5 protein-coding genes are annotated in these 13,734 nt (G+C 49.8%); all 5 read right to left on the bottom strand.

The window, feature by feature from the left end:
* Positions 1–14 precede the first annotated feature (14 nt).
* Positions 15–4,340, bottom strand: a complete 4,326-nt coding sequence (locus LCH85_00200; GenBank protein ID MCA0350388.1) for a hypothetical protein — start codon at positions 4,338–4,340, stop codon at positions 15–17.
* An 11-nt stretch (positions 4,341–4,351) separates the two neighbouring features.
* Positions 4,352–6,628, bottom strand: coding sequence for an MBL fold metallo-hydrolase (locus LCH85_00195; GenBank protein MCA0350387.1), 2,277 nt, complete (start codon positions 6,626–6,628; stop codon positions 4,352–4,354).
* 11 nt (positions 6,629–6,639) lie between these two features.
* Complete coding sequence (locus tag LCH85_00190) at positions 6,640–9,474, bottom strand: hypothetical protein (GenBank protein ID MCA0350386.1); 2,835 nt, start codon at positions 9,472–9,474, stop codon at positions 6,640–6,642.
* A 17-nt stretch (positions 9,475–9,491) separates the two neighbouring features.
* Entirely contained in the window at positions 9,492–12,950 is a 3,459-nt protein-coding gene (locus LCH85_00185; GenBank protein MCA0350385.1) for a hypothetical protein, read from the bottom strand.
* Positions 12,951–13,129: 179 nt separating this feature from the next.
* Entirely contained in the window at positions 13,130–13,690 is a 561-nt protein-coding gene (locus LCH85_00180) for a hypothetical protein (protein MCA0350384.1), read from the bottom strand.
* Between the last annotated feature and the right edge of the window lie 44 nt (positions 13,691–13,734).

The raw sequence follows: 13,734 nt of genomic DNA, 5'->3' as shown, positions 1-13,734 counted from the left end.
TATATCCTCAGCAATTACAGTTGTTCATCGGCATAAGTACCAACTTGCGGCGCAACGACATAACTTTGAGCCAAACTTGCTTGCAGATTGAGCGGGCAATCCAGCCCAAAGGCCGCCAGTAAGCTCTCACGGGTAGCACTTGGTTCTGAAGCATTGATGGTTGTGCTAATCGTGGTGCGCCGTTGGGCATCATCAGCCGATTCGGCTACAAATGGCCGATCAGCTTGCCAAGCAAAACCATCGGCTACCGTTTGGGTGTTATATTCCAAGTAGCTTTGGTTGATTGCGCTGGTGCTGCCAGGTGCTGGTGGTTGCTGAGGCCGAATTTCAAAGCCAGCAATTGCATTCGGCAAAATTGGGGCACTCTTCAAATTGGGTTGAAATTCCGTACCCCACAAGGCATTGGGCATACCTTTGGCAATTGGCGTAAGCGCAAAATCGTGCTCAAACGATGCACCATTATGGGTAATTCGAATAATCTGATGCGAGGTTAGGCTACTGGGTGCTACTGCCATTGGCGCAACCCCCACATTCAAATCGTAGCTTGAACCTAAGCTGACGCTAGCTTGGCCAAAATTGGCACTAGTGATCGGAATCAGGCTGTTGGTTGTGAGCAAAAAGCTCGCTGGATTGATCACCCAATCGCAGGTTGGATCGCCTTGGGGCGTTTGGACAAGCCCAGCACCAACTGCAACCCCACAAACCGCTGTTGGATCAGGCAAGAACGAACTGCTAAAGCTCGACCAATCGATTGGTTTAGGAGTTTTGGACGCAGCGGCTCCAAAGCTAATATCAAAGCTAATAATATCGAGATCGATCCGCGCTGTGCCCGAGAAATCTGGCCCCCAAATGTGCAAATCGGCTCCAACATCGGCAGTAATATGGTGAGTTCCAAATAAATGGAAGGTATACGATACCCCAATATCAACGCTCAAACGGGCATCATAATGATAGGGCTTCCAGCCAAGCAAGAAATCAGCAGCAGCATTGAACCAAGCTTTCAGGTTGCCACTCTGCCAAGTTGCTTGCAAACTACCACCCGCCATCAACAATGAGCCAGTCAAGGCAAAATACATCCCGCCTTTGAGAATCAACGAGCTATCAATTTGCCAATTAAAGCCAAGCCGTGGCACTTGGGGATAATGCGGCGGAATTGTAAAGCTGGGATGGTAACCACCCAAGGTCAGCACAAAATCGCCAGCATGCTCTTTGGCAAACCATGCATAGAAGGCAAATCCACCAGTCAGATGGCAACTACGCGAGAGCAAATACGACGCTGAGGTGAGTTGTGCTCGCACGCCCAAAAAGCCCTGATCGGGGATGAAACTCGCCACCAAGGCCATTTGAATCTCAGCCAAGGGGCTGATGGTGCTAGCCAGATCAGGCGTAGGAATAATCGCGGTTGAAAGCCCGAGCAAATCAACTTCGAAATGTTGGCCAAACGAGACCGTCAGCAAGGCAAATGAATCGATCAAGCGGAATGAGTTGAAGCGAATGCCAGCGGTCAAGAACATTTCGCCTATGGAAGGCGGAATATACTGGCGCAGCAGGGCCAACTCGGTTTGGATCGTTTGTTGCGGATCGCTATTGACCGTCGATGGCGGCCCGCTGATCGCCTCGGCCACCAATGGAAAACTGGCAATTTGCTCTATCGGCGGCACAATCAGGCTACGATTATAGCCAAAACCTGCACTTAACCCCGTGACAAAGAAGAAGGCTGGGCCGCCCAGTGGGAAATCCAGCACCGCATAAACAAACAACGAAGGATGATCATCAAGATAGGCATACGAGCCAATTGCCCCAAGGCTGAATTGCTTGACTCGCAGCGTCGCCATGCCATCATATTCATCGTAGGTTTTGCCTTGATTGGAAACCGTAGTATGGACAAATGCGCCACCAATTTCCACCGCTGCATTACGATAATCCAAGCCTAAGCCTTGAATGCGGAAACTTGGGCTAAATACATTCAACGGCGAGCCAAAGCCCAAGCCTTCAACCGTGAGGGTTAAGCCAGCCGCCGTGAGCGAGGCATCAAGCAAAAACCACAAGGCTGAATCTTGATATTGCACCCCAATTCGTTCAAAGTAGACTGGCCCAAAGCCTTTTTTAACATCGAACCACTTGGCGCTGGCATTGCTAGTCACCACGCTGGTGGTGCTGGTTGGTGGGGTTGGCGGCGTAACCGTGCTGCTATCACCAGCCAGCGGCATACTCAAGGCTTGGGTTGAAGTACCAAAATCGATCAAGGCCGAGACGGTAATACCTTCGACCAACGGGCTAGGCAACGCCAAAATGTGCTGGGTAGTCAGCACAGTATTCAACTGGGTTACGACAGTAGCGGGGAAGTCCAGCGAGGCGATTAGCACTTGGAGATCTTGCACTGCCAAGGTTTGATTGCTGGGGAAGGCCTTGCCAACCAACGGCAAATCGGAGAGATTCAGGCTAGCAGCTAAATCGAAGCCAAAGGCAAAGCGGGTTTGGGTATCTTGTTGGTAGGCAAACAGCACATCCTTGAGGTCAATCGTGAGACTTTCGGGAATGTAGGCGGCCACATCTGTCGAAACTGCCCCAATCAAATCCTTGACGCTGATACTAGCTTGATCGCTGGTATGGCTATAGGTCGCGATAAACAAGTTTGAGTTGGGATCGCTGGCAAATTGCAGCATAAAGATTAAGCTGCCGATTTTCAGCGTACCACCAAATTTGGTGGTATAGCCTTGTTCAGTATGAATCACATCAATTGTGACGGTTATGTCGAGTTCCTGATCGTTGATTGGAAATTTAGCTTCACATGCAAAGTTGAAATCATAGGTATCGCTAGCAAAGCGAATATAAATTTTCTCAAGGGTTAGTTCGGCAATTGGCTGAGGAATTGTGGATGGCGCACCGCTGAATGATTCAACGATTGCGCTAATCAAATGGCCAATTTGCATTGGCTTAATCGTTGAATCATCGATATACAACAGACTATTACTATCGTTCGCGTCAAGCGTTCGGCCTGTAAATACCCATGCACCAGCTTCGTATTCAACACTAATATCAAACGGCGCATCAGCAAAAATCAGCAAAGTCTCGCCAAACCCAGTCACCGAATCAGTTTTTTGGGTAACTTGCAATGCAATGCCACGCAAGCCCAAGGCGACCGTTCCGATATGCATTGTCCAATCGGTATCGATCTCCATGAAAAAATCATAGTAGCCTTGGCTTGGTACAGTGCTAACTTTCAGTTTGCTAATGGCTAATGCAGGAAAACTTGCAGGATTACCAAAATACAGCGTGATTAAGGCTGCCAAGTCGATTGGCGTGCTCGAATCAAGCTGGCCAAAGAAACCAAAATCAGGCAAAAAGACTTGGAGATTAAAGCGCAAACCTTGAATTGTAATATGCCCAAGCATGGCAACTGCCCGCAAGCGTAAGGCATAGGGGTTGAACTGAACTGAGACCTGATCGATTGCAACTTCGCTTAAATCCAAGGCATTCAGGCCTGATTGAATACTTGCTTGTAAGCTGCTCCCACCAACAATTCCGGCCATCGTATCGAGGCTTGGCACAAGGTTGCCATTATTTGGCACAACTAATAGTTGCCAATTTTCTTGCCCCAACAGCCCAACTTCAATTCGGTAGGGCTGATCAAGCACCAATGTGCCATGGATATTGCCCTGCAGTTGATAGGCCCAACCAAGCCGTGGATCAAGCACCGTAGTGGTTTGAAGGGTGATCCCAACCCCGGTAATCGCCACCCATCCTTCAATAATTGTCCAGGTTGTATTAAGATCGGAACTAATCGTAAAGGTTGTTGGCACAGCCAGATTTGGGCCAAGCGACAGATTGGTGGTCGAAAGTGGCCCTGATTGAAATTGATCAAGCAATGGCAGGAAGGGCGTTAATTGACCACCACTCACCACATTCGCCAAGGTTGCTAGCGCCACAACACTATTAGCATTGGCTGCTTGTTGCCAATCGATTTGCAAGGTAGCAGGGTTGAATGTGCCTTCAAGTGCTAATTGCAATGATTGATCAATCGTTAAAACTCCATTGGCGGTGAGGGTTGCCGTAATCGTTGTCGCTTGGGTATAGGTAATCAGCACATGCTGCACATGCACAAGTTCACCGTTTGTGCCAGGTACAGGCCAATCGAGTGCGACGTTACCTGTCACCGTTAACGTTGTAGTAGGATCGTCTGGTGCAACAACTGGCTGGGTTATTAACAATTGCCCTGATGGCAACAGACTAATAAATGTTGCGAGACTTGGATCAGTTGCCAAGGCTGGAGTCAGAGCAAGCTGATCAGCTTGGACCGCAGCTAAGAGACTGCTGCGCAATTCACTAAGGGTTGTCATCAGCATGGCTCCTAATAGCTTTTCGCTCGATTAACATTGCGGTAGACCACGTTATAGAAACCAGCAACAAACGGAACGGCATCCACAACAGCTTGCGCTGCCACTCCAACATTACCAGCATAAGCTGCCAAGGTTAACGTTTTGCGTGCAATTGCCCGAATACTAAAGATACTGCCATCCATATAAATCATCGCCGCAATCCCCGCCGCCAAAGCAGCATCGGGAGCATTCATTCCATTCGCAGTTGCAACATTAAACAGCCAATCCATCAATGGGTCTGATTGAATGCTGGCTGCTAAGGGACCCAGCAGGCCATTAGCTTGCAGTGGGACAGTGCTAATACTTTGGGCAACCGCCATCATTGCCGCTTGGGCAACGGTCGCGGTATTGGCCTTCCTAGCCCCAAAGGCTGCTGCAATCGCATAGCCAACATTCGGCAAAACAATCGCATTGGCAATCGTAGCCGCGCCATTGCGCATGGCAACCGCCGCCTGAGCCGCCGCCTGAGCCGTCGGCTGGGTAGCTCCACCATTAGCACCATTAATTGCAGCTTGTTCAATTTGAGCAGCCCCAAGATTCGTAAAGGCTGCCCCGATAGCCTCAGCACTCCCATAGCCAATCTCTCTGATCCGATCGCCATTGTCAATCAGGCTGATCGCTTGGGCAATCGCGGCGGCATTGTTGCCAAGTTGCGCTTGGGCAATTGCTGTTTCAATCACCCCAACTCCGCCATGATCAGGACCAGCCCAAGCGATGGCAGAGGCAATATCAAACCATGTTTCATTCGACAACGCCGAGGTTTGACTGACTGGATCGGAATCAATTTGGATTGTGGCGTTTAATCCAAAGGCCGTCGCTAGCGCAGCCGATATGCCATAAACGGTGCCAGCATCGGCAATGGTTGCAGCTTGTAATCCATTAATATTCAGTAATGGAGCAAGCGTGGTAACAAGCGCATCAACAGCGCGATAACCATCGCCCATCACCGAGTAGCCAGATTGAGCTTGACTAACCTGAATTCGGGTATGGCCTGGTACCGCAGCAGGCACAGCTGGCGGATTAGCAGCCAATGATGTTACAACCCCAGCATTAAAAAGATAGGGTGAGAGTAACATCAAATAGCTTGGAATCGCTTTTTGAGGAGCCAACGGCGGCTGTGGTGGATGCTGTGGTTGATTGTTTTGGTTAATCGTATCGGCATATAAAATTGGCTGCGATTCGTAGCCATCAAGCACATTTGCTACCCGTGCCGCCGGGTGTTCAAAGCGATTACTACCGCCACTACCCGAATTGGAAATTAACACCGAACCTGGCCGCAGGGTATTTAAAAAGAGCCGCGAGGTCGATTTAGCCGAACCATGGTGGCTGGCTTTCATCACCTGCACCCGATTTTGCATCGTATCGGTTTGGTTTAGATACGTAAGAATTCCATCATAAAAGGGCTGCGGATTTTGAGTCGATTTTCGATTAACTGAGCCATCTTCTTGGCTTGATTCGATATCACCGCCGATGTAATACCGAAAATTACCAAATTGAATTAAAAAGGCTAAGCTTTTGGTATTGTCATTAGCATTTTCATCGCGGGCGGTTTGGTTTTTGCCAATCCCAAGAAATCGATTTTTCTCTGAAACAAAATTCATACCCACGGCCTGTTGGACGTACTTATTAGCGGCAATACAATGAATGGTTGGGGCATTCAAATCAGGCGGATTCGACTGATACGCATTCCCAACTTGATCATTGCCCCACATGATTTCTTTGCCAACTAACCAATTAGCAGGCCAATAGTTATGACCCCCAAAGGCTTGTTGGTTGGCCTGAACCGGGATAATTGGGTCCCAATTATTGTCGAATGAGGTAATTTGAAAACTATTTACGTCGGCAGTCAGCCGATGAACATTCGGCAAACCCGCCAATTTGGCAAGATACCGTGGATAGAGTTGCTTGAGTTCGCCATTCGCATTGGTTTTGCGTGAGGTGAATTTATCGGTATCTGGTGGTTTACCCTGATCGAAAATGGTTGCATGATCATAGCGTCCAGCCACAGTGGTTAGCGAAAGTAAGCCCACAATGCCGCCAAAGTGGTCATCATCATAGTGGGTTACCACAATCACATCAACGGTTGGTACGGTCAAGCCAGCAATATAGGCATTAACATCATTCGTACAAGAATTTCTGCCACCATCAATCAGCACCGTTTTGGTGGTAGCACCATCAGTTGCAACCACCACGGTTGAATCACCGTTGCTCCCAAGATCAATATGGTGAATAGTTAAACTCCATGGCATAAACAACCCTCCTATTGTTTCATAATGTAGCAAAGGGCATAGAAGGGCGGGCGATTTTCGTGGGCTTGGTTGCCACCATTTTCATTGATCACGAGCGAGTGCGAGTGATTGCCAGTCGTATCGGTATTCACACTACCGCGCCAGCGTTCATCATTTGGGTCAGCATTTCTGCCGCCACCAAAGCCCATATCAACGGTTGTATCACCCCAAATTCGTCGCCGACGTTTGGATAAACCATCAGCATCAGTGCCTTCCATCCAGTGGTTATGATCACCAGTAACATTGGTCGAGCCACTATGGTTATGACGGGGCATTTGGTCGGTGGTCAGCGTTACCGCATCACTACCCCCAGTCGTGCCAACAGCATAGGTAGCGCCAGCTCCAACCACAAAGCGATTGCGCAAATCGGGCGTGCCATTTTGACCATTGCACAGCACCCAACCACCAGGCAGCGCATTATCTGCCCCCGACCACATATTAATTGTGCCCGAAGGAATTGGGCTGCCATTCAGCGAGCTAGCTCCAGGGTTGAGCACGAGACCATTGGCCAAACGAATCGTCCCATCATCGCCATTAACCACCGCAACCAGCAGCCAATTACTGGGCACAAAGAACGATGCTTTGGTGTAACAGGTGATCTGGTAGCTGACGGCATTTTCGTTGCCACCAACCGTATGCACTGCATATAAGGCTTCCCATGCCTTGAGTACAATGCCTTCGGCATTACACGAACGCACTTGGTTATCGTAAACTTGATCGGCAGGAATATCGCTGGTTGGTTGGTTCACATTGACGTGGCCGGAAGCAAAAGAAATTGAGCGCTCCATCGAAATTGCAATAAAACGTTGGCTCCACTTCAAGCGATTATTAATCCCGTTCCAGGTTACGCGTCCGCCGCCAGTAAAGGCAAATTGAGCCTTGGTATAGTCGTTGGCCGCGCCACTTAATACCCCAGTGCCAGTATCTAAGCCAGTTCGCGGCGCAGTTGTGCCAATCCCAGTGTTGCCACCAGCCTGCAAAAATAGTCGGCCATCTTTTACGCCCGTTTCAGCGATGTTAAAGCCAGCTTTCCCGCCCCATTTCTGGTTAAAATGCCACTTGGTTGCCCCATTCACATCTTCAAAGCTGACTAATTCTTCCGACGAGGCAATGCCACGCACCGCTAAGGCACGAGTTGGGGTATTTGTGCCCACGCCAACCCGCTGATTATTCGTCACGATCAACGGAGTTTTGTCGATTGATACCACAAAGTAGCCATCACGATAACCTGGCAAATTTTCATAGAGCAAGTAGAGATTGGCCGCGCCGCTGGGCAGCGATGAAATGATGTTACTCAGGTTCATTTGAATAAAGGCTTCTGCTGCCAACGACGTTTGGGTCGTGGTGAAAATCCACTCTGCCGCTTCAGGAGCTTTGCCACCAGTCCAGCCCTCAAGCGTGATCGCAATCGCATTGACTTGACTGGTTGTGCCCAAGGCCCAATCGCGATGATTTTGGTTATCTTGGCTATCAAAGGCTACGATGAAGGTGGTGGGGCTATTACTAGTGCTTGGGCTAAGCGCCAGCGCCGCATCATCAAGTAGGTTGGTAATATGTAACGTTAGTTGATTCGCCGCGCTACCATTATTCAACACCATATTTGGGCCAACAAAGCCCACATGCAATGGCGGTGTATGCGCACCTTGAGCATTCAGCACCACCAGATTTTGCAAACGGCTGCCAATTAATGGGGTGAGGCTGTTGGCATATTGCAATTGTTGGTAGCTTAATTCGACCCGGGTGTTGCGTGCGCCGCTGCTCGCCGAGGCACTAATCGATTGCAAAGCCAAATTCAGGCTTTGGTTGGGAGTCAAACTCCGTGCCTGAGTGCTCAACAAATACAAACTTGTTGTGCCATCAACAGCTTGCCCAGTGCTCAGTTTCCAGGTTTGGTCGGTCAGCTTAACTTGGCTCAGCGTCGCCGTCGAAAGCGTGCCAGGTCGAAAATTCAGCACAAAATGGTGATTGCTTGCCGAGGGTGTTTGATCGCTCGGGGCAACCAGATTAATTGTGCGGGGCGAGTTGTTGCTGATCGTCAAAAAGAGGTTGTAGCCTTGGGGATTATCGTCGATGTACAGAATTGAATGGCCATCATCATCGAGCAAATTAAAACCAACTGGATACAAACTATCGAAGGTTGCTGCTGCCGCTGGATCAGCCGCCATCACTTGCAGAATTTCATCGCCCGATAATGCCCGATTGTAGATCCGTAGGCTGGAAAGCTTGCCGTAGTAGGGCGTTGTATTAGGGCTATACGCGCCAAAGGTCGCTTGACTCGCGGCCTTAATCGGCAAGGTTTTGCCGGTGGCTTGTGCCCACAAGGTGCCATTGGCATAAATTTGCATCGTGCCGGTGGCAACATCTTTGGTAAACGCCCAATAGGTCCATGTACCTTTGTAATCGCTAGCATTGGCTGCTTGATTCATCCGATCCCAGGTATTACCTTCGGCTCCACAATCGAAATAAACTTGGCCATCGCTCCATGGCAAATGCACATTCAGCGAACGCTCATCAGCGGCGGTCAAGGCAGCAATCGCCGAAACGCCTGCACCAGGCAAATTTTCTGCCCCACAGGCCCAAAAACTCACAGTGATCGCATTACCAGCCGGAATGCTGGCTGGATTCAATTCGAGATAGCTGCTGCCATCGAAATCAAGCACACTACCAAACACATCATCGGAAACCAGTTGGACTAAGCCATGAGCCACAGCGTTGTTATTGTTGCCCGAAATATCTAAAACGGTTTGACCCGCGCTTAACGCATCTAGTTGCAAATAAACGATTAATCCATCATCAATTGTTGTCATCGTTAGCGTTCCTTTTATTAATTCTCGTTGGTTGGGCTTAGTTTGAGCCAACCATCGTGCAAGGTTTGCGGTGCTTCAAAGGTGGCTTTGGGGCTAACTTGGCCGATCTCGCTGGTTTCTTGCCATTCGCTGGTTGGCTGTTCGAGCCAACTCCAGCGATAGCCCGCCTCAACTGGCAATGGCAAATTGATCGCTCCCTGATTGGTCAAAATTGGCGCAGTCAGGAAGGTAATCGCAATTGCGCCCAAGGCATCAGCATATTGATCAGCAGGAATCGTAATTGCCTTGACTGGCTGGATACCGCTGGTCGCATGCACACTGCCACGTGGGTCAAACAGCATCGTCAGATAGCGCGGAGCAGCATTGACCGTTTGCATAATCGCCATATCCGCTTGGTCGTGAGTCCGAATTAGCGGATCGTCAACTGGCAAATCGCTACTTTGCGGCGCATAGAACATATCATCAGCATAACTACCATCGCTGAGTTCTTGCCAATAGCCCACCACGCCATCATTTAATTGTTGATATTCGCCAATCCGAATGGGGAATTCGACTTCGGCAAAGCCATCGTCGTCGCGGCTAGTTTGCTGCAAATCGAGGCGTAGGGCGCTCCAACTTTGGTGAATTGCTGGCGCTCCTTGCAACTCCAAATCAAGCGAGGTGCGTACCAAGGCAATCGGGCGGCCAAGTAGCAAGGCCAAATCGGTGTGAGCGGCAGCATTTTCGGGGTCGATGGTGTCAAGCGCATTGTCGATTGTTACAATAAAATCGCGTAAAAAGTCGCTAGTGCGTTGCAAAAGATAGTGCACCATTTGGCGTAAATAGCGATTTTCGATCGCCGTAGGCTCGACATTTGGCCCGCCTGGCACATATTGCCAACGCACTTGGGCATCGATAAAACCCAGCGCTGCGCCCGATGTTGCATAGATCATCAAACTGCCATCGAGATTATTTGGCACGACCCAGCCACAAATTGGCGTGGTAATCGGTGCGTCGTTCATCTCCATATCGCCTTGATTGGCCGAAAGCCAGCGCAAATTCACACGAGCCGGTTGCATCAAGCGTGGCGGCAACCAAATCAGATAATCGCTGCCAGCAGTGGTCATTTGCTGGGTACGAATAATTTGCTCGGCTGCGACATCGCGCAATTGACCAAAACTATCAACCAATCGCAAGCGATTGAGGCGCATGGCTCCGCTGCGAATCGGGTTGAAATCGCTGAACATACGCGGCGCACTCCGATTATGATTGGCCACTGCCGAGGCAACTTGGTTAGTCCAAGCTTGATAATCGCTAAAACCCAAGGGATCGGCCATGGCCAATTGATAGGTTTGTTTGCGCATCAGCAAGGCTTGATTGAAACCACCTAATGACTGAGCCAAACAGTGAAAACTAGGGTCGTTGACCAAGGCGGCGGCCTGTTGCACCGTCGTATCATCGGGATATTGGGCTAAATAGCCGTTGAGTTGTTGTTGATATTGCGTTTCAGCCCGCGATGAAAGAATGCTCCAGCCACTGTACAAGTTGGCAGCTGGGGCAATCGCAACTTGGCTGGGCAAGATCGCCAAATCAACGGCATTCTCGGCCAAGCTGTAGTTACTGAAAATAAAATCAGGGTTGTAGGCGCTGGTGTTGGGGTCGAGATTGCTATGATGATCCAAGGGAAAGACCTCAACGCCCCATTCCAGCAAAATTGGATTCCACGGCGCTTGATCGTAGCTGAAAAAGCCCACTTGCTGCGGCGTAGCATTGGCTTTGATCGCCGCCACAGCATTAGCCAATTGCTCAACGACACTCGCATTCATGGGATGCAAGCTCAGGTTGGCGGCATACTGACAGGCTAATTGACCATCGCTACCATGACGATCGGTTGGCTCAAGCGCGGCCCCCGAGAGCAACAGCACAGGCTCGTTGGGCTGCCAATAGCGTGGCCCGCCAGTAATCAACAACAGATATCGTTGATCAACCGCCTGAACATCGGCGCTCGCATTAAAATCGGCGACTGCTTGCAACACCAGATTAATTTGCTGAGCCAAACCGCTGGCAACTGCATTGCTCGCCGAATTACCAGCCGAGGCCGCAATCACATTGCCAACCTCATCCCACTGCAAACTGAGTGCGCCAGCACTATTCAGTAAATTTGCCAGCGGCACAAGATCTTTTTGTTCAACAAAATAGCGCACCAAATCGACATCAGGAAAATCATCGCGGCTCTCGGCTGGCGGATAGGCCGCCAACATATATTTATACCAATCAAAAAACAACTGTTCACGTTGCTGCTCGATCAGTTCAAGCGCCCGATCATAGTCGTGCTGTAGGCTATTTAATTGATTGAGTTGATGTGCCAAGCTCTCAGGCAAGCTCACCAAAACCGTGGCATTGGCCGAATCGGCGCTGCCGCTGGTTGATTGCGGGCGAACCGACCACAACGAACCGCTTGGAATTGCATTAAAACTTTTTTCATGACGGGCGGCTAAAAAGCTTGCTCCCACATCAAGATATTGTTGATCAAGAAACGAGGCCATCAGCACAGCCTCTAAATGATCTTCAATCGCGGCTGGCTGGCTAGGGTTGATCGTGTTGGCTAAAAATGCCGAAAGCGCTTCTGTGCCAGTATTGCCAACCGCAATTTGCAATGGGGTTGTTGGAATGGGCGCAGCAGCAGGATTGCTCAATTGAATTTGGCAATAACAGCACAGCGCATCAGGGAAATCGCTCCCATCAGGCACATTCACTGCCCAGCCCAATTGGGTCAACAACGCTGCGCTTAAATCAGCATTGCTCGATCCTTGCAGGCTATTGACCAAGTTATGCACAACATCTTGATTAATATCGTTGTACCAACCAAGCACAAGGTATTGCAAATCGCTGGGCACATCGTCGGTGTAGCTATCGTCGTAGAAGCCAAACACACTGTAACAATTGGGGTAAAACGCCGCAAAAGTTGGCTCGCCATAGCCCACCGCCGTGAGTTGCGCCAAATATTCAGCCTGCGGATCGTGCTCTTGCCACATTGAAAAGGGCATGCGCCGCCCCAAATAGCGAAACGGCTGTTGATTGCCCTCAGCAGCAACCGGGGTCGTCACACTACTAGCAAATTGCCCAGCAGGATAAAGATAATCGCTTTCGACAATCCATTGTTCTTCAATTTGCAAGGGCGTATTACCACCACCCCGCGCTCGCAACACCAACCAACGATTGGGCACACTCGGAAAATTGGTGGTTGTACCAACTTGCGTCCCACGCGTCAGACTATCGGGCAACGCCCAGTGCAAGTGCACCCCCGCCTTGAGGGTCGATTGAGCAAATGGCTGACGCACGATCTCTTCGCTAACATTGGCCACATCAGCATTAATATCGCGCTGACCATTACTATAGGGCAAACGACTAAAATCGGTCATTGCTTGAGCGACGGCCTGCTCAGTCGGCAGCACCAACGCATCAAGATACAGCGGAATCATCAACACACTATTCATTATCCCATCCCCGAAATTATGGCAGGAACTTGCCCTACCAAACTTGTTGTGACGCAATCACGGGCAAATTACGGGTTACAAGCAGCCGCTTGAAATAGCCTAGAGGGTAGCTACGCAGCCATTGCTATTACTAAAACGTTGGAATAATCGAATTGCTGAATTTTTGGAGCTGATTGGGGTTAATTTGGCTGGTTTAGCTGGTGTAGTAAGCGCAACAGCGCCGCAAGGCCATCATTTGGCGGCAATTTGGCAATTGGGCTAAGTTGCAACCACATCGTGCGCACCCGATTGATCAATTGCAGATCAAACAAATCGCCACCATACCAACGCTGCCAAACCATTATCGCATAAGCTGAACGCAACACCGGAGCACGCACGCGAACACTCAACGGGCTATAGCGAGCAGGATGCAAATGCACCCGCTGCTGGTCAATTTCGCCCCAGCGTAGCACCCATTCCGAGCCATCATCAAGATTCAACAATTGATAGTGATCATTGCTCGCCAACCATTCGGCATAGGTGGCAGGCTCATCAATCCCACGCCGTTGGAGCTGGGCAATAATTTGGCTATCGATAGCTACTAGGCTTCGATCGCCAAGATACAAATCCATCTGCGAATTGCCGATTTTTTGCAAAGCTGCCAACAAGTGGGTTTGATCATCAGGTTGGAGCGTGATCAAAGCCTGGAGTGCCCAACGAGCATGATGTTTCCAGCAATTTAAACTCGTCTTAAGTGTCATCGTTCACCCATGCTATACTCAAATCGTTCAAGGTTTTGCGAGGA

The sequence above is a fragment of the Chloroflexota bacterium genome (assembly GCA_020161265.1).
In the GTDB taxonomy this organism is placed as follows: domain Bacteria; phylum Chloroflexota; class Chloroflexia; order Chloroflexales; family Herpetosiphonaceae; genus Herpetosiphon.
Note: the sequence above shows the minus strand (reverse complement) of the source record. Positions and strands in the feature narration are given on the sequence as shown.

Bases quoted from the DNA above. Each gene is read 5' to 3' on its own strand.
- LCH85_00200 (MCA0350388.1), bottom strand. From the start codon at position 4,340: ATGACAACCCTTAGTGAATTGCGCAGCAGTCTCTTAGCTGCGGTCCAA.
- LCH85_00195 (MCA0350387.1), bottom strand. From the start codon at position 6,628: ATGCCATGGAGTTTAACTATTCACCATATTGATCTTGGGAGCAACGGT.
- LCH85_00190 (MCA0350386.1), bottom strand. From the start codon at position 9,474: ATGACAACAATTGATGATGGATTAATCGTTTATTTGCAACTAGATGCG.
- LCH85_00185 (MCA0350385.1), bottom strand. From the start codon at position 12,950: ATGAATAGTGTGTTGATGATTCCGCTGTATCTTGATGCGTTGGTGCTG.
- LCH85_00180 (MCA0350384.1), bottom strand. From the start codon at position 13,690: ATGACACTTAAGACGAGTTTAAATTGCTGGAAACATCATGCTCGTTGG.